The sequence below is a fragment of the Microbacterium aquimaris genome, from assembly GCF_039531285.1.
Taxonomy (GTDB): Bacteria; Actinomycetota; Actinomycetes; order Actinomycetales; family Microbacteriaceae; genus Microbacterium; species Microbacterium aquimaris.
This window is the reverse complement of record NZ_BAAAPT010000001.1, coordinates 1-17,373: the sequence shown is the minus strand read 5'-3', so window position 1 is coordinate 17,373 and position 17,373 is coordinate 1. Positions and strand designations below refer to the sequence as shown.

Genomic DNA, 17,373 nt, shown 5'->3' with positions numbered 1-17,373 from the left:
CGACATCACCGGATGTGAGGGGAGAAAAGGGTAAGAATGGCGATCACGGTCTACACCAAGCCGTCCTGCGTGCAGTGCACGGCGACCTATCGGGCACTGGACTCGAAGGGCATCGAATACGAGGTCCTCGACCTCTCGGAGGACCCCTCGGCCCTCGAGCAGGTCAAGGCGCTGGGCTACCTCCAGGCGCCGGTCGTCATCACCGACGAGGACCACTGGTCGGGCTTCCGTCCCGACAAGATCGACGAGCTCGCCGGCCGTCTGGTCTGACCCGTGGCGACCGCCGTCGCAGATCAGTGCGGCGCGGTTGCCGACCGGGCCGCCGCGCCCCTGCTCGTCTACTTCTCGAGCGTGTCCGGAAACACGACGCGTCTCATCGAGAAGCTGGGCATGCGGGCAAAGCGCATCCCTCTTCATTCGACGGAGCCGAGTCTCCATGTCGACGAACCCTACGTTCTGGTCACCCCCACCTACGGGGGCGGGCAGGGCCGCGGCGAGGAGAAGGGCGCCGTCCCGAAGCAGGTCATCCGGTTCCTCAACGACGAGGACAATCGGGCCCTGCTCCGGGGGGTCATCTCCACAGGGAACACCAATTTCGGCGAACATTTCTGTCTCGCCGGAGACATCATCAGCCGCAAGTGTCGCGTGCCGCACTTGTACCGAGTAGAGCTGTTCGGCACGCCAGAGGACATCGATCGCGTGAGCGAGGGATTGGAACGATGGTGGACGCAGCATTGACCGAGACGGACTTCAAGAGCAACCCGCGGTTCGAGGGGCAGGACTACCACTCCCTCAACGCGATGCTGAACCTGTACGACGCCGACGGCAACATCCAGTTCGACGCCGACCGTCGTGCCGCGCGGGAGTACTTCCTGCAGCACGTCAACCAGAACACCGTCTTCTTCCACTCCCTCAAGGAGCGTCTGGACTACCTGGTCGACAAGGAGTACTACGAGGGCGCGGTGCTCGAGAAGTACCCGTTCGAGTTCATCCAGAAGCTCAACGACCTCGCCTACGAGCGGAAGTTCCGCTTCGAGACCTTCCTCGGGGCGTTCAAGTACTACACGAGCTACACGCTCAAGACCTTCGACGGCAAGCGGTACCTCGAACGCTTCGAAGACCGGGTCGTGATGACGGCCCTGGGGCTCGCCGACGGTGACCAGAAGCTGGCCGTCGAGTTGGTCGAGGAGATCATCGCCGGTCGCTTCCAGCCGGCCACGCCGACGTTCCTGAACACCGGCAAGGCGCAGCGCGGTGAGCTCGTCTCCTGCTTCCTGCTGCGCATCGAAGACAACATGGAGTCGATCGCCCGCGGCATCAACTCCGCTCTGCAGCTGTCCAAGCGCGGTGGCGGCGTCGCCCTCCTCTTGTCGAACATCCGCGAGGCGGGTGCGCCGATCAAGCAGATCGAGAACCAGTCCAGCGGCATCATCCCGGTCATGAAGCTGCTCGAAGACAGCTTCAGCTACGCCAACCAGTTGGGCGCCCGCCAGGGTGCCGGTGCGGTCTACCTGAACGCGCACCACCCCGACATCATGCGGTTCCTGGACACCAAGCGCGAGAACGCCGACGAGAAGATCCGCATCAAGACCCTCTCCCTCGGCGTGGTCGTGCCCGACATCACGTTCGAGTTGGCCAAGAACGGCGAGGACATGTACCTCTTCTCGCCGTACGACGTCGAGCGCGTCTACGGGGTGCCCTTCGGCGACATCTCGGTCACCGAGAAGTACCGCGAGATGGTCGACGATCCCCGCATCAAGAAGACCAAGATCAACGCGCGGGAGTTCTTCCAGACGATCGCCGAGATCCAGTTCGAGTCGGGCTACCCGTACATCATGTTCGAGGACACGGTGAACAAGGCCAACCCAATCAAGGGTCGGATCAACATGTCGAACCTGTGCTCGGAGATCCTGCAGGTCAACACCCCGACGACCTACAACGACGATCTGTCGTACGACCAGATCGGCAAGGACATCTCCTGCAACCTCGGGTCGATGAACATCGCCCTGGCGATGGACGGCGGGGATCTCGGCAAGACCGTCGACACCGCCATCCGAGCGCTGACCGCGGTCAGTGACCAGAGCCACATCCGCTCGGTGCGATCGATCGAAGACGGCAACGACCGTTCGCACGCGATCGGACTCGGGCAGATGAACCTGCACGGATATCTCGCTCGCGAGCACATCCACTACGGCTCCGAAGAGGGTCTGGATTTCACGAACATCTACTTCTACACGGTGCTGTTCCACGCGCTGCGCGCCTCGAACAACCTCGCCAAGGAGCGCCAGACGGTCTTCGACGGCTTCTGGGACTCGACCTACGCCTCGGGGGAGTTCTTCGACAAGTACATCGAGCAGACCTGGCAGCCGCAGACCGAGAAGGTCAAGGAGCTGTTCGCGGGGATGTCGATCCCGACCCAGGACGACTGGCGTGAGCTCAAGGCGAGCATCATGGAGCACGGCATCTACAACCAGAACCTGCAGGCGGTGCCGCCGACCGGCTCGATCTCGTACATCAACAACTCGACGTCCTCGATCCACCCGATCGCGGCGAAGATCGAGATCCGCAAGGAAGGCAAGCTCGGCCGCGTCTACTACCCGGCTCCTTTCATGACGAACGAGAACCTGGAGTACTACCAGGACGCGTACGAGATCGGCTATGAGAAGGTCATCGACACCTACGCCGCAGCCACGCAGCACGTCGATCAGGGCCTGTCGCTGACGCTGTTCTTCAAGGACACCGTCACCACCCGTGACATCAACAAGGCTCAGATCTATGCCTGGAAGAAGGGCATCAAGACGATCTACTACATCCGCCTGCGTCAGCTCGCGCTGGAGGGCACCGACATGTCCGAGTGCGTCTCCTGCATGCTGTGACGAACCACCCGAGAAGAAGGAACCATGGCTGAGAAGCTGCAGCTCCTGGATCAGGTCCAGGCGATCAACTGGAACCGCATCCAGGACGACAAAGACCTCGAGGTGTGGAACCGCCTCGTGAACAACTTCTGGCTACCCGAGAAGGTGCCGCTGTCCAACGACATCCAGTCGTGGAACACGCTCACCTCGGAGGAACAGACCCTCACGATGCGCGTGTTCACGGGGCTGACCCTGTTGGACACCATCCAGGGGACCGTCGGTGCGGTGTCGCTGATCCCGGATGCGATCACGCCTCACGAGGAGGCCGTGTACACGAACATCGCGTTCATGGAGTCGGTGCACGCCAAGAGCTACTCGTCGATCTTCTCGACGCTGTGCTCGACGAAGGAGATCGACGAAGCCTTCCGCTGGTCGGTCGAGAACCCGAACCTTCAGAAGAAGGCCCAGATCGTCATGGAGTACTACCGTGGCGACGAGCCGCTCAAGCGCAAGGTCGCTTCGACGCTGCTGGAGTCGTTCCTGTTCTACTCGGGCTTCTACCTGCCGATGCACTGGTCTTCTCGGGCGAAGCTCACCAACACCGCCGACCTCATCCGCCTCATCATCCGGGACGAGGCCGTGCACGGCTACTACATCGGCTACAAGTTCCAGAAGGGGCTCGAGAAGGTCGACGAGGCCAAGCGTCAGGAGATCAAGGACTACACGTTCTCGCTCCTGTATGAGCTCTACGACAACGAGGTGCAGTACACGCAGGACCTCTATGACGGTGTCGGCCTCACCGAGGACGTCAAGAAGTTCCTGCACTACAACGCCAACAAGGCGCTGATGAACCTCGGCTACGAGGCGATGTTCCCCTCGAGCGTCACCGACGTCAACGCCGCGATCCTCTCCGCGCTCTCGCCGAACGCCGACGAGAACCACGACTTCTTCTCGGGGTCGGGTTCGTCCTACGTCATCGGCAAGGCCGAGGCGACCGAGGATGAGGACTGGGACTTCTGACCTTCTTCCTCCCGTCGTTCGAATGGAGGGGCCGGTCCCGCTGAGGGCGCCGGCCCCTGCGGCGTCTCCACCGGCCGGGGGTGGTGCGCGGTGCGTACCTTCTGACGCAAGGGCTATTATTGGATCGAATCCACAAACCCTCCTGAAGGGGAACGATGTTCCAACGTGCCCGGCTGACCGCAGCCCTGTCCCTCCTCGTGGCCGGAGGTCTCGTCCTCGCATCCTGCTCGACAGGCGGCGGAGAGTCGGCCGAGCCCCAAGACGGTGGCACGCTCGTGTACGCCTCCGGAGACGCCGAGCCGACGTGCCTGGACCCTCACGTCGGCGGCAACTACCCGCAGGCGCTGGTCTCGACGCAGTATCTCGAGCCGCTGGTCGGGCGCGACACGTCCGGGCAGATCCAGCCGTGGCTCGCGGCCGAGTGGAGCGTGAGCGACGACGGACTCACATGGGAGTTCGTGCTCCAGTCGGACCTGACCTTCACCGACGGTACCGCCTTCGACGCCGAGGCCGTCAAAGCCAACATCGAGCACCTGAAGGACCCCGATACCGCGTCCTCGACGGGGTACCTCGCGGTCGAGAAGGTCGCAGAGGTCGAGGCGGTGGATGACGACGTGGTGCGGTTCCACCTCTCGGAGCCGGACTCGGCGCTGCTGGAGTCGCTCAGCCAGCAGTGGACCGCGATGCAGTCACCGGCCGGGATGGCCCGCGGGCAGGAGGAGAACTGCCTCGCCCCGATCGGGACGGGGCCGTTCATCGTCGAGGAATGGGTCGTGCAAGACCACATCTCGTTCGTGCGCAACGAGGACTACCGCACGCCGGCGCCCCACGCCGAACACGACGGTTCCGCGTATCTCGAGGCGATCGAGTGGCGCTTCATCCCCGACGCGGCCACGCGGCAGGCCGCGCTCACCTCCGGTGAGGTGCACGTGATCGACAACCCGCAGCCGGATGCCATCGTGGCCGCGGAGGCCTCCGACGACCTCGGTCACATCGACGCCCCCCGCCCGGGGTCGGTGAACCGGCTGGAGTTGAACGCGGGTCATGCGCCCTTCGACGACCCGCGCGTCCGGGAAGCCTTCATCCGTGCCGCCGATCCCGAGCCGGGGATCGAGGCGCTGTACCTCGGCACGGTGACACGGTCGTCGTCGCCGCTGGCGAGCACGGAGATCACCGCGGTCTCCGAGCCGGACCTGTTCGTCACCGACGTCGCTGCAGCACGCGATCTGCTGGATGACGCGGGCTGGGTCGAACGCGACGACGACGGTGTGCGCACGAAGGACGGCCAGCGCCTGACGGTGCGGTTCCCGGTGAGCACGAACCAATCGGTGGCCGCGGAGCAGTCGCTGTTCGAACAGATTCAGGCCAACGCCGCGGCAGTCGGATTCGAGGTCGTGCTGGATCCGACCGACCTGTCGACCTGGTATGGGACGCTCGCCGCCGACGAGTACGAGGTCGTCAGCGCCCCGTACACGAAGGTCGGCCCCGACGTGCTCCGCATCCTCTACCACTCCGACGGGATCGTGCCTGCGCCGTCGGGGTACTTCGCCAACCACGCACAGATCGCCGACGCCGAATTGGACGCGATCCTCGACGAGGCGGCGGCGACGATCGACGAGCAGCAGCGCGCGGAGTTGTACGCGCAGGCGCAACGCATCGTGCTCGAGTCCTTCGCGATCCTGCCGTTGTACGACCAGCAGAACCACTTCCTCACGCGCGCCGTCACCGGTGTCAGCGTGCTCGGAACGGTCGCGACGCCGTCGTTCATCGACGCCCGCCTGGCCGGCTGAGCCGGGTGCGGATCGTCCGCTGGATCGGGGGACGACTGGGGCGGGCGGTCCTGGTCGTCTGGCTGGTCGCCACGATCGTCTTCTTCGCCCTGCGTGCCACGGGCGACCCGCTCGAGGCGATCCTCGGCGGGCCCGGGTCGCAGGCCGGTGAGGAGGCGACAGCGCGGGCACGCGAGGCGTACGGGCTGGATGAGCCCTTGATCGTGCAGTACGCCTCGCAGCTGTGGCGCATCGCGACCCTCCAGCTCGGCGACTCCTACGCGCGCCGGCAGCCGGTCCTGGACCTCATCGCCGCGCAGCTGCCCTCGACGCTGGCGCTGGCGGTTCTCGCGCTCCTGCTGGCGTGGGCGCTCGCGGTGGGCGGTGTGGTCGTGGTCGCCTCCGTGCGCGGACGTGCGGCGCGGCCCCTGAAGGGTGTGCTGCGCGGCGCGGAGGTCATCGCGACGGTCACCCCGCAGTTCTGGCTCGGTGCGGTGCTCATCCTCGTGTTCGCGGCCGGGTGGGGATTGCTGCCGGCCACGAGTTCCGGACTCGATCCGGCGGGACTGGCGCTCCCGGTGGTCACCTTGGCGGTGCCGATCGCGGGCTTCCTCTCGCTCGTCCTCCGGGAGTCCCTCGAGGAGGCCGACCGTGCGCCCTTCGCCACGACGGTCCGCGCTCGCGGTGCGACGGAGATCCGCCTGCGTCTGCGGCACACGCTCCGGCACGCGGTGCTCCCCGCGCTCGCGTTGTCGGGGTGGGCCTTCGGCAGTCTGCTCTCCGGGGCGGTGGTGGTCGAGTCGCTCTTCGCGCGGCCGGGGCTCGGGCGGCTGCTGCTGGACGGTGCGATGCAGCGTGACGTGCCGCTCGTGATCGGCGCGGTGGTCGTTGTGGCGTTCCTCTACGTGGCGGTCGTGATCGTCACCGACGCCCTCGAGCTCCTCGTCGATCCGCGTCTGCGGGGACGCGCGCCGAGATTCCTGCGGATTCCGGATGTGGCGGTCGGCTCGTGACCTCGGTCACGTCGCAGGCGCGGACTGCGGCCGGAACGCTGCGCGCGCGACTGGGTGCGGGGGGAATCGTGTGCGTCGCCGCGCTGGCGGTGATCTTCGTCGCGGTGTTCTGGCCCACCGTGCTGGCGCCCGGCGATCCGCTGGCGATCCATCCCACCGAGGCCTTCCTGTCGCCGCGCGTCGGTCACGTGTTCGGAACCGATGAGTCGGGACGCGACATCTACACGCGCGTCGTGCACGGTGCGGCGGCGTCGGCGGGTGTGGGGCTGGCGGCCACCGCGATCGGGGTGGGCGTCGGAGTCGTCCTCGGCTTCGCAGCGGGTCTCGGCCCCGACCGGCTCGATGCGGCGCTCGGACGGATCATCGAAGTCCTCTTCGCGCTGCCCACACTCGTCATGGCACTGCTGCTGGTCGCCATCATCGGCCCCGGCGTGACCGCCTCGGTGGTCGCCATCGGCGCCGCGACGGCCCCCGGATACGCCCGTGTGTTGCGCGCCCGGGTGCGTGCGGTGGTCCGCAGTGACTACGTGCGGTTCGCCCACCTCGAAGCGACCCCGCCGTGGCGCGTGTTCACCCGCCACATCGTGCCGAACTCCCTCGCGCCCCTCGCCTCCATCGCCGCCGTCGGTGTGGCGCAGGCGATCGTATGGGTTTCCGCGCTCAGCTTCCTCGGTCTGGGTGCGGTGCCGCCGTCGCCCGAGTGGGGCGCCATGCTGAACGCCGGGCGTGTCTATATCGCGTCCGCGTGGTGGATGACGGTCTTCCCGGGGCTCGCCATCGTCGTCACCGCGCTCGTGCTCACCGTCCTGGGGCGGCGCCTGTCGGACGGGGGTGTCCGGTGAGCGCCATGGAGGTGGCGGGTCTGCGCGTCGCCCTGCGCGGAACCGGCGTCGTGCTGGACGGCGTCGATCTCACCGTGGCCGCGGGGGAGTGTGTCGCGGTCGTCGGGCCTTCGGGAGCGGGCAAGTCGGTCCTCGCGCGCACGCTCCTCGGACTCACCCACGACGAGCCGGGTGCGGAGGTTTCGACGACGGTCTTGAGCATCGACGGCCGGGACATGCGTCGGGCGAGTGCCCGACGGTGGCGGGGCCTGCGCGGCGGAGAGATCTCGCTCGTGCTCCAGGACGCGCTCCAGTCCCTCGACCCGCTCCGCACCGTGGAGGCGGAGGTCGCGGAGGTGCTGGCCGTGCACGGCGTGCCGCGCGCCGAGCGTCGCGCACGCGTCCTGCGCGCGCTCGCGGATGCGGAGCTGCCCGACCCTCAGGTCCGTCTCCGCCAGCGCCCGGGGGAGCTCTCCGGCGGCATGCGGCAGCGGGTCCTCATCGCCGCGGCGCTCGTGGGCGGGGCGCAGGTGCTCGTCGCCGACGAACCCACCACCGCGCTCGATGCGACCGTGGCCGCGCGCGTGCTCGGTCTGTTGTCACGCCTGCGTGACGACGGGCAGGGGATCCTCCTGGTGACGCACGATCTCGAGGCGGTCCGACGGGTCGCCGACCGTGTCGTCGTGCTCGATCGCGGGCGCGTCGTCGAAGCGGGGACGGTCGACGCGATCTGGCGCGCTCCACGGCACCCGGTGACACGGGGGCTGCGGGACGCGGTGCCTCGCGGGGCCAAGACCTCGCCGGCGCCGGCCCCCTCCGGGCCGGTGCTCGCGAGGGGCGTCGGCCTGACACGTCGCTACGCCCTCCCGGGCGGGGCGAGGGTCACCGCGGTCGACGACGTCGACATCACCGTCCACCGCGAGGAGGTCGTCGGCATCGTCGGTGAGTCCGGCTCGGGGAAATCCACCCTCGCCCGGCTGCTGGTGGGTGCCGAGCAGCCCGACGCGGGGACGCTCGGTGCGAGCGTCCCCGGACCCGTGCGGCTGATCCCGCAGGACCCGCTCGGCTCGTTCGATCCTCGGTGGAACGTCGAACGTATCCTCCGCACCGCAGCCGGCGCATCCGGGCCGTCGCCGGGCGAACTGCTGGCCGACGTCGGGCTCGAGGCCGCGGTGCTCCGCCGCGCTCCCGCTCTGCTGTCCGGAGGTCAACGTCAGCGGGTCGCGATCGCGCGCGCACTGGCCGCGCGTCCGCGTCTGCTGGTGTGCGATGAACCGGTCTCCGCCTTGGACGTGACCACGCAACGCGACATCCTCGATCTCCTGCTCGAACTCCAACGGCGCGAGGGGCTCGCGATGGTGTTCATCTCCCACGATCTGGCCGTCGTCCGTCAGGTCAGCGACCGGATCCTCGTGATGCAGGACGGACGGGTGGTGGAGCGTGGTATGACGGAGCAGGTGTTGGCGGCGCCCGCGGACCCCTTCACCCGGGAGCTGATCGCCGCCTCGCCGCCGATGTGAACGTGTGCGGCCCGAAGCGGCCGGATCCGTGGTTGCATCGAGGCATGAGGACGTTCTCCCGTTGGCTTCTGGCCGCCGCGATGGTGTTCGCGGGTATCAGTCATCTGTTCTGGGCGCGCAAGGAGTTCCAGGCGCAGGTCCCCGACTTCGCCGTCGAGAGGACCGGGCTCGACAAGGATGCCGTCGTCGTCGCATCCGGCGTGGTCGAGGTCATGTTCGGCGCCGCGCTGGTGGCGCTGCCCGGCTCCCGTCGACGCGTGGGCGCGTTGCTGGCGTTCTTCTTCGCGGCGATCTTCCCCGGCAATGTGGAGCAGTTCACGCGCGGGCGCGACGGGTTCGGCCTGGACACCGATGCCAAGCGTCTCGTGCGCCTGTTCTTCCAGCCGCTGCTGGTGTGCTGGGCGTGGTGGTGCACGCGCGACGGACGCTGACGGTCAGCGGCGTGTCGAGGCGGTGAGGGTGAACTTCGCGTTCCGCGCGACCTGACGGGTAGGGCCGACGGTTCGTTCGAGTGCGCTCCGGTAGCCGAGTGACGAATTCCACACCGTCCACAATTCACCGCCCGGTCGCAGCACGCGTGCCGCATCGGCGAACATCCTCGGAGCGATGCGATCGGTCACCGCCGCCCCGGAGTGGAACGGGGGATTCAGCGCGATGAGGTCGGCCGACCCGTCCGGTCTCGCCCCGAGGAGGTCGTCGCGGACGACCTCGACCCGGTCGTCGACGCCGTTGGCGACCGCGGTCGCGCGTGCCGAGGCCACCGCGATGGCCGACTGATCGCTCGCGATCACCCGTGACCCGGGGTGGCGTGTGGCCCACACGGCGGCGACGACGCCGGTGCCGCACGCCATGTCGATGGCCGCCGCGGCTGATGGGGGCGCGGGGAGGTGTTCGAGGAGGAGCCGGGTGCCGATGTCGATCGAGGTCGCGGCGAACGCGCCGCCGTACGCACACACGGTGACACCGTCGTGCGTGTCGCATCGTGGCGACGGGTCGGCCCCGTCGTGCGGCCCCCGGGCGACGAGGACGCGCGACTTCTGGCGCGCGTGCGTGACGTCCACGTGGGCGAAGCGGCGGGAGAGCACCTCGTTCATGGCGAGGCTCATGTGCTTGAGTCGTCCGCCCGCGAACACGGTGACCTCCGGTGCGGCGTGGGCCGCGAGGACCGCCGCGATGTCATCGAGCTGGTCGAGTGAGCGAGGCAGACGCATCAGCACCACCCGTGTCCCGCTCACGAGCTCCGCGGCGAGGGGGAGGGAGCGGTAGGTGTCCGCGAGGGACAGATCGCGGGCGTTGGCGGCGAGGGCGCGCTCGCCGGTCAGGGCGTCCTGATGGACACGGATCTCGCGCGCCCCCGCGAGTGCTGCCCCCAGCGTCAACGCCCCGTACGCGTCGCCGATCACACACACCTCGCCCGCCCCGAGCGCTTCGCGTACCGACGCCGACTCGTCGAGGATCAGCCGGTCGGCTGCGTCGACGGCCACCAACCCCGGAGCTTCCAGATCGGGGCGACGGCGGAGTCGGTCCAGCTCGGGGTTCACCGTCCCACGGTAGCCGGTGCCGGTGCGCGTCCCCCATAGGGTGGAGGGGAACGATCTGGAGTACCCGTGTTCCACACCCCCCTGTCCCTGTTCCGCGTGCTGGCTTTCGCCGAGGTGGTCTCCTGGACCCTCCTCATCGCGGGGCTGATCCTGCGTGCCACGGTCGATCTGTCGATCGCCGTGACCATCGGCGGCGGGATCCACGGATTCGTCTTCCTCTCCTACGGTGCCACCGCGGTCCTGGTGGCGATGAACCAGCGCTGGCGGACCGGTCCCACCGTCGTGGCGATCGTCAGCGCGGTCATCCCGTACGCCACCATCCCCACCGAGATCTGGCTCCACCGCACGGGTCGACTCGACGGGCGGTGGCGGACCGAGCCCGGAGCCGGGACGGACCGCTGGTACGACCCGCTCATGCGCTGGTTCCTGCGACGGCCCTGGGCCCTCGCGGTGCTGCTGATCGGCGCGATCGTCGCGGCGTACGTGATCTTGTTGATCCTCGGTCCGCCCGGAGGCAAATGACGCCGGCCGAACCCCGGCGGGAATAGGCGGGCACCGCACGCGTTGAACTTGATAAGCGTGCGCTCAACTCTTAATCTTGAGCGCACCTGACTCATCTTCAACGCAAGGAGCGGGAATGCCCGAAGACTTCACCCCCGACGACGGCCACAGCGCCTTCGACGAATTCCTCGCGCGCTACCTGGCCGGAGAGCGCGCCCGCGCAGAACGGTCGATCGACCTCAGCCGGTTCCTCGGCGCGGCGACACAGCACGTCCTCCAGGCCGCGGGGCGTTACGCCCTCGAGCGTGGGCAGCGCGAGCTCGACACGCTCCATGTCCTGCGTGTCCTCGTCGACCGTTCTCCGGTCAAAGACGCCGTGGAGCGCGTCGGTGCCGACCCTCGCGCCATCGTCCGCGCCGCGGAGGATCGCCTGCCCGCAGCCTCGGACCCCGCAGCCGTCGACGGGGCGGTCATCACCCCGTCCGTGCAGCGGGCGCTGTTCCACGCATACCAGGTCGCCCGATCGTCCGGGTCGACCTACGTCGATCCCGAACACCTCTTCTTCGCCCTGGTCCTCGCTCAGGACACTCCGGTCGGTCAGATCCTGGCTCGCGCGGGCGTGACCGCGGAGTCCCTCACCCAGGAGGTGCGCGAGACGGTCGCCTCCGACGCCGCCCCGCAGGAGCCCGGCGGTCCGGAGTCCCCGATGCTCGAGCGTTTCGGCACCGACCTCACCGCGCTGGCGCGCGAGGGCCGCATCGACCCGGTCATCGGCCGCGAGGATGTGATCGAGCAGACACTCGAGATCCTCAGCCGCCGGACCAAGAACAACCCGGTGCTGGTGGGGGAGGCGGGGGTGGGGAAGACCGCCGTCGTCGAGGGCATCGCCCAGGCGGTCGTCGACGGTGCCGTACCCGCCCCACTCGAAGGCAAGCGGATCATCATGCTCGATCTGCCCGCCATGCTCTCGGGGACCCGTTACCGGGGCGACTTCGAAGAACGTCTCACCCAGACGATGGATGAGATCTCCGCCCACCGCGACGACCTCATCGTCTTCATCGACGAGGTGCACACGGTCGTCGGCGCCGGGGCCGGGGGCGAGGGCGGTATGGACGCCGGCAACATCCTCAAGCCGCGACTGGCCCGAGGCGAGTTGCACCTGGTGGGGGCGACCACCCTCAAGGAGTATCGCGCGATCGAGAAGGACCCCGCGTTGGAGCGCCGGTTCCAGCCGGTCCGGGTCGGGGAGCCCTCCATCGAGGACGCCGTGCGCATCGTGGCCGGTGTGGCCCCGGCCTACGAAGACCACCACGGTATCTCCTACACCGAAGCGGCGCTGCGCGCCGCCGTCGAGCTGAGCGACCGATACCTCGGCGACCGTGTCCTCCCCGACAAGGCCATCGACCTCATCGATCAGGCCGGTGCGCGGCTTCGGCTCCGTCTGGGGACGAAGGCCGACGTGTCGGACGTGTTGGAGCGGCTGGCCGATCTCGAAGCGGAGAAGAACGCGGCGGTCGGCGCGGAACGCTACGAAGAGGCCTCGGTCATCCGCGACCGCATCGCCGAGGTGCAGGCCGAGCTCGAGCGGGCCACCGCGCGCGGTGTCGACGCGTCGACCGTGGTCGACGAGCCGGAGATCGCCGCGGTCATCAGCCGCGCCACCGGGATCCCGGTGAACCGACTGACCGAGTCCGAGCGCGAGCGGCTGGGGTCGCTCGAGCGTGAGTTGCACGACCGGGTGGTCGGGCAGGAGGACGCCGTCACGGCCGTCGCCCGTGCCGTGCGGCGCAATCGCACCGGGATGGGCGACCCGCGTCGTCCGGTGGGTTCCTTCCTCTTCCTCGGCCCCACCGGTGTGGGCAAGACCGAGCTGGCCAAGGCGCTCGCACAGTCTCTGTTCGACGACGACCAGGCGGTCGTGCGGTTCGATATGAGCGAGTTCGGCGAGCGGCACACGGTGTCACGTCTGGTCGGTGCCCCTCCCGGGTACGTCGGCTTCGACGAGGCCGGGCAGCTCACCGAACGGGTGCGGCGCAACCCCTACTCGGTCGTACTCTTCGATGAGATCGAAAAGGCCCATCCCGACGTGTTCAACCTGTTGCTACAGGTGCTCGACGACGGGCGTCTCACCGACGGGCAGGGTCGGACGGTGGACTTCCGCAACACCGTCGTGGTGATGACCTCGAACCTCGGTTCGGAGTTCCTCGCATCGCGCGGTGGAGCCATCGGGTTCCTCGCAGACGGGGGAGGCCCGACCGGGTTCGGGTCGGAGAAGAACCTCCGCGACCGCGTGATGGGTACGTTGCGCGAGGCGATGCGGCCGGAATTTCTCAACCGCATCGACGAGATCGTGTTGTTCCGCAAGCTCGAGGCCGACCAGCTGCGGCGGATCGTGCGCCTGCTGCTGACCGAGACTGCAGCGCGTCTCGACCAGCGGTCGGTGTCGTTCGAGGTCTCCGACGCCGCAGTCGCGCGCATGGCCGAACTCGGCTACGAGCCCGAGTACGGGGCCCGGCCCCTGCGACGGGTCATCCAGCGCGAGATCGAGGACCGCATCGCCGAGCTGTTCGTCTCCGGCGGGTTGGACGACGGCGGGGCCGTCACGATCGACGTCGACGGCGGGGACCTCCGGGTGACCGCGCAACGCGAACACGCTTCGCTGGTGGCCTGATCAGAGGGGGCCCGCCCCGCGGGGGCGGGCATCCCCGACCGGGTGGGCAGGGAGGGACGCAGACTCAGCGGTCCGCGGCCAGGCGGATCAGGACGATGTTCCCCGACTCGTCCATCTCGGCGACCTTCGGGTGGGCCTTCACGAAGTCGGTGAAGCTCCGATGCCCGAGCGTCTTCTCACTGAAGGAGGGGTCGAGTCGCTTGATGAGGCTCTTGACCGCCGAGGCGTGCTGCCACTCGGCGTCCTCCCGGTCGTTCTCCAACCGCAGCGCACGCTCGAGCAGGTCGGCCCCGGGGTCGACCGCCTTCTTCCGGCCACGGCTCTTGCGTGTGCCGGCGCTGTCGGCGGAGGGGGCGGTGACACCGGGCAGAGTGTCGTAGGCGTCGAATCGGTCGCACGCCGCCGCGAGGGACTTCGCCGTCGACCCGGACACTCCCACTCCGACCACGAACCGGCCCAACCGTTTGCAGCGCTGTGCCAGCGGCACATAGTCGCTGTCACCGGCGACGATCACGACGTGGGTGAGGTCTTCGAGCCGGAACATGTCCTCGACCGTGTCGACGGCCAGGCGGATGTCCGCCCCGTTCTTGGCGTACGCCGCCGCCGGGAACAGCTGCACCAGGTCGACCGCGCGCGCGACGAGCTGCGTCTGATACTCGGCGTTGACCGGCGAGGACCAATCGGCGTAGGCGCGTGTGAGCACAAGGGTCCCGAAGGAGGCCGCGTAGTCGATGATGGCGCCGACGTCGATCGTCGCCGCCGACAGTCGTTCGGCGACCTCGTTCGCGGTGAGGTCCTGCATGATCTTCTGCCGGTCGCGCGAGTACGCGTTCCGCCCGTGCACGCGGTCATACCAGGACATGACGATGTTGTCGAAGTCGATGTAGACGGCGACACGCTCGTTCTGAAGGTCGGCCATGGCGACTCCTCGCTCGGGGATCAGTGCTCTTGGGGGTACCGCAGCCCGATCTGGCTGCGCACCTCGTCGAGGGTCTCCATGATCGCGACCGATTCGTCGAGGGGCAGACGGTCCGAGTCGGTACGGCCTGCGGCGATGATCTCTTCTGCCGCGATCGCCTGGAACTGCATCCCGCGACCCTCGATGTCCGAGACGAACTCCTCGATCACCGTACCGTCCGCGCCGGTGACGCGGAACGACGTGGGGGTGTACCAGACACGGTCGATGTCGATGCGCGCGTCGGTGCCGACGACGTGCGCGGTGTTCGGGCCGGCGGAGCGCGACGCCGACAGGGAGGTCGAGATCGCCCCGGAGGCGTGGGTGAAGATCGTGGCGACTTCGGTGTCGGCGCCGGTCTCGCCCATGCGCGCGGCGGCTGTCACCGTGGCGGGCGCGCCCAGGATGTCCCACGCGAAGGAGACCGGATAGATGCCCAGGTCGAGCAGCGCACCACCGCCGAGTTCGAGTGCGTTCAGGCGGTGAGCGGGATCGGTCGAGATCCGCTGGGTGTGGTCGGCGAGTACGGCGCGGATCTCGCCCAGTGTCCCCGCGGCGATGATCTCGTGGATGCGGACCATGTGGGGGAGGTAGCGCGTCCACATCGCCTCCATGGCCAGCAGCCCTTTGGAGCGGGCCTTCTCGCGAACCGCCATCGCCTCGGCGGCGTTGAGGGTGATGGGCTTCTCGATGAGCACGTGCTTTCCGTGCTCGAGGGCCAACAGCGCGTTCTCCGCGTGCATCGGGTGCGGCGTGGCGATGTAGAGGATGTCGATCTCGGGGTCGGCCACGAGGTCCTCGTAGGAGGCGTGTGCACGCGGGATGGCGAATTCGTCCGCGAACGCCCGTGCCGCTTCGGCGCGGCGCGAGCCCACCGCCTGCAGATCGAGGCCGGCGGTGCGCAGGTCACTGGCGAAGTTGTGGGCGATGCCGCCCGTGGCGAGGATGCCCCATCGAAGTCCGGTCATGCGTCGACTGTATCGAGGGTGGCGGGGTGATTCGACTCGCGCGGTCTGCGCCGGGCGGGGCCGACGATGGCCGATAGGCTCGAGGTGTGACCACCTCCGTCGAGCGGTTCCGCGAACTCCTGGCCATCCCGACCGTTTCACACGCCGACGAAGCCGACGTCGACGGGAGCGCGTTCGACGCCTTCGCCGCGGCGCTCGAACGGCTCTACCCGCTGGTCCACGAGCACCTCGAGGTCGAGGTCGCCGCCGGCCATTCCCGGCTCTACCGGTGGAAGGGTGCGTCGGCGGAGGATCCCTTGGTGCTCATGGCCCACCAGGATGTCGTTCCCGTCGTGGAGGACGAGTGGCATACACCCCCCTTCGAGCCCACCATCGTCGGGGAGGGCGCCGACGCCGCGATCCACGCACGTGGTGCGATCGACGACAAGGGTGCGCTGGTGGCGATCCTGGAAGCGGTCGAGTCGTTGCTGGCAGACGGTTTCACCCCCGAACGCGACGTGTACCTGGCGTTCGGCCACAACGAGGAGACCGCCGGCGACGGTGCGGGCGCCATGGTGGACGCGCTGGACGAACGCGGAGTGCGGCCGGGACTCGTGCTCGACGAGGGCGGTGCGGTCGTGGACGGCGTGATCCCCGGTCTGAGCGTGCCGACGGCGATGGTCGGCGTCGCCGAACGCGGAATCATGACGGTGCTCCTGACCGCACGTGAGGACGGCGGCCACGCGTCGACCCCGCCCCGCACCCCGGCCACGGCACGCCTGGCGAGGGCGATCGACCGCCTCCATCGCAATCCCTTCCCCGTCCGGTTGGCCGATCCGGTGCGCGCGATGCTTTCGACGGTGGCCCCGTACGCGCCGCAGCCTCTCCGTGCCCTGTTTTCGCACCTGGGCCTGACGGCGCCACTGGTTGTGCGCGCCTTCGGTGCCCTCGGACCGGAGATGCGCGCGATCGTACGGACGACGGCGGTCGCCACGCAACTGAGCGGGGCGCCGGGCGAGAACGTCCTGGCCACCTCGGCGCGCGCCGCCGTCAACGTACGTCTGCTCACCGGCGACACCGTCGAGGGCGTCACCGCCCGGATGCGGCGAGTGATCGCCGATCCCCGGATCGAACTCGAGGTGCGCCACGCGTCTGAGCCGTCACCGGTGTCGCCGTGGCGAGGGGCGGCGTGGCGACGGCTCGCGCGCGCCGTCGGTGACACGCTCGGCTCCGATGTCGTCACCACGCCCTACCTCCAGCTCGGCGCGAGCGACAGCCGGTGGTTCACGCGGATCAGCGACCACGTCTACCGCTTCACCCCGTTCCACCTCACCCGCTCCGAGCGCGATGCGCTGCACTCACACAACGAGCGCATCCGAGTGGACGTCTGGACGCGAGGAATCGGGTTCTACCGGGCCCTTCTCGCGGACTCGTGAGTCGTCACGAGCGTGCGACACGCCCGGGGTGTGGGCTGGGTTTGCCGGGTGTGGGGATTCGACGTAATGTATTTCTTGTTCGCCCCAAAGGGGAGAGCGGAGCGGCCGGAAGGCCCCGCCCCCTCAAGTAGCGGACCACCCCCTCTGAATACGGTTCTCTTGTAGAGCTGTGACCTTCGGGTCTAGGATGGGTTCCTCTCCTTCATCGGAGGCACTCCCACCCTGGTTCGTGTGACAGCGTGCTGGTTTGCGAGTGTGGTGAGGGTGGGGTATGATTGTGAAGTTGCCCTTCTGGGCCTGCTTGGTTGTGGGCTGGTTGGTGCG

Annotated in this window: 15 protein-coding genes; 12 read left to right on the top strand and 3 right to left on the bottom strand. The window is 68.4% G+C overall.

What is annotated here, in order from left to right; translation table 11 throughout:
• Positions 1-36: 36 nt before the first annotated feature.
• The 9 genes from nrdH (at position 37) to ABD204_RS00035 (ending at position 9,429) form a co-directional block, all read left to right on the top strand.
• Entirely contained in the window at positions 37-270 is a 234-nt protein-coding gene (gene nrdH, locus ABD204_RS00075) for a glutaredoxin-like protein NrdH (RefSeq protein WP_071044530.1), read from the top strand.
• A 3-nt stretch (positions 271-273) separates the two neighbouring features.
• Complete coding sequence (gene nrdI, locus ABD204_RS00070; RefSeq protein WP_194422711.1) at positions 274-738, top strand: class Ib ribonucleoside-diphosphate reductase assembly flavoprotein NrdI; 465 nt, start codon at positions 274-276, stop codon at positions 736-738.
• Complete coding sequence (gene nrdE, locus ABD204_RS00065) at positions 720-2,876, top strand: class 1b ribonucleoside-diphosphate reductase subunit alpha (RefSeq protein ID WP_194422710.1); 2,157 nt, start codon at positions 720-722, stop codon at positions 2,874-2,876. The genes nrdI and nrdE overlap by 19 nt, the downstream gene beginning before the upstream one ends.
• A gap of 24 nt (positions 2,877-2,900) precedes the next feature.
• Positions 2,901-3,875: a class 1b ribonucleoside-diphosphate reductase subunit beta gene (gene nrdF, locus ABD204_RS00060; RefSeq protein ID WP_194422709.1), complete on the top strand. Its 975-nt coding sequence runs from the start codon at positions 2,901-2,903 to the stop codon at positions 3,873-3,875.
• A 155-nt stretch (positions 3,876-4,030) separates the two neighbouring features.
• On the top strand, positions 4,031-5,665 hold the full coding sequence (locus ABD204_RS00055) for an ABC transporter substrate-binding protein (RefSeq protein ID WP_194422708.1): 1,635 nt from the start codon (positions 4,031-4,033) through the stop codon (positions 5,663-5,665).
• A 5-nt stretch (positions 5,666-5,670) separates the two neighbouring features.
• On the top strand, positions 5,671-6,657 hold the full coding sequence (locus ABD204_RS00050; protein WP_322597666.1) for an ABC transporter permease: 987 nt from the start codon (positions 5,671-5,673) through the stop codon (positions 6,655-6,657).
• Entirely contained in the window at positions 6,654-7,499 is an 846-nt protein-coding gene (locus ABD204_RS00045) for an ABC transporter permease (RefSeq protein ID WP_194422707.1), read from the top strand. Before ABD204_RS00050 ends, ABD204_RS00045 begins: the two co-directional genes overlap by 4 nt.
• 5 nt (positions 7,500-7,504) lie before the next feature.
• On the top strand, positions 7,505-8,998 hold the full coding sequence (locus ABD204_RS00040; protein WP_194424144.1) for an ATP-binding cassette domain-containing protein: 1,494 nt from the start codon (positions 7,505-7,507) through the stop codon (positions 8,996-8,998).
• 44 nt (positions 8,999-9,042) lie between these two features.
• Complete coding sequence (locus ABD204_RS00035; RefSeq protein WP_194422706.1) at positions 9,043-9,429, top strand: DoxX family protein; 387 nt, start codon at positions 9,043-9,045, stop codon at positions 9,427-9,429.
• Positions 9,430-9,432: 3 nt separating this feature from the next.
• Here the strand turns inward: ABD204_RS00035 and ABD204_RS00030 are convergent, their stop codons facing one another.
• Positions 9,433-10,539, bottom strand: coding sequence for a class I SAM-dependent methyltransferase (locus tag ABD204_RS00030; protein WP_194422705.1), 1,107 nt, complete (start codon positions 10,537-10,539; stop codon positions 9,433-9,435).
• Between the two features lie 66 nt (positions 10,540-10,605).
• On the opposite strand from ABD204_RS00030, the gene ABD204_RS00025 reads away from it, so the two are divergent.
• Positions 10,606-11,061, top strand: coding sequence for a DUF3817 domain-containing protein (locus tag ABD204_RS00025; RefSeq protein WP_194422704.1), 456 nt, complete (start codon positions 10,606-10,608; stop codon positions 11,059-11,061).
• Positions 11,062-11,176: 115 nt separating this feature from the next.
• Positions 11,177-13,711, top strand: a complete 2,535-nt coding sequence (locus ABD204_RS00020) for an ATP-dependent Clp protease ATP-binding subunit (protein ID WP_194422703.1) — start codon at positions 11,177-11,179, stop codon at positions 13,709-13,711.
• Positions 13,712-13,775: 64 nt separating this feature from the next.
• On the opposite strand, the gene ABD204_RS00015 is transcribed toward ABD204_RS00020, so the two are convergent.
• Complete coding sequence (locus ABD204_RS00015; protein WP_194422702.1) at positions 13,776-14,630, bottom strand: NYN domain-containing protein; 855 nt, start codon at positions 14,628-14,630, stop codon at positions 13,776-13,778.
• 20 nt (positions 14,631-14,650) lie between these two features.
• On the bottom strand, positions 14,651-15,634 hold the full coding sequence (locus ABD204_RS00010) for a Gfo/Idh/MocA family protein (protein WP_194422701.1): 984 nt from the start codon (positions 15,632-15,634) through the stop codon (positions 14,651-14,653).
• Positions 15,635-15,720: 86 nt separating this feature from the next.
• Between ABD204_RS00010 and ABD204_RS00005 the strand changes: the two genes are divergently transcribed.
• Positions 15,721-17,049, top strand: a complete 1,329-nt coding sequence (locus ABD204_RS00005) for a M20/M25/M40 family metallo-hydrolase (protein WP_194422700.1) — start codon at positions 15,721-15,723, stop codon at positions 17,047-17,049.
• Positions 17,050-17,373: the final 324 nt, after the last annotated feature.

Coding starts and splice junctions, on each gene's coding strand:
- nrdH (WP_071044530.1), top strand. CDS start 37: ATGGCGATCACGGTCTACACCAAGCCGTCCTGCGTGCAGTGCACGGCG.
- nrdE (WP_194422710.1), top strand. CDS start 720: ATGGTGGACGCAGCATTGACCGAGACGGACTTCAAGAGCAACCCGCGG.
- nrdF (WP_194422709.1), top strand. CDS start 2,901: ATGGCTGAGAAGCTGCAGCTCCTGGATCAGGTCCAGGCGATCAACTGG.
- ABD204_RS00055 (WP_194422708.1), top strand. CDS start 4,031: ATGTTCCAACGTGCCCGGCTGACCGCAGCCCTGTCCCTCCTCGTGGCC.
- ABD204_RS00040 (WP_194424144.1), top strand. CDS start 7,505: ATGGAGGTGGCGGGTCTGCGCGTCGCCCTGCGCGGAACCGGCGTCGTG.
- ABD204_RS00035 (WP_194422706.1), top strand. CDS start 9,043: ATGAGGACGTTCTCCCGTTGGCTTCTGGCCGCCGCGATGGTGTTCGCG.
- ABD204_RS00020 (WP_194422703.1), top strand. CDS start 11,177: ATGCCCGAAGACTTCACCCCCGACGACGGCCACAGCGCCTTCGACGAA.
- ABD204_RS00015 (WP_194422702.1), bottom strand. CDS start 14,630: ATGGCCGACCTTCAGAACGAGCGTGTCGCCGTCTACATCGACTTCGAC.
- ABD204_RS00010 (WP_194422701.1), bottom strand. CDS start 15,634: ATGACCGGACTTCGATGGGGCATCCTCGCCACGGGCGGCATCGCCCAC.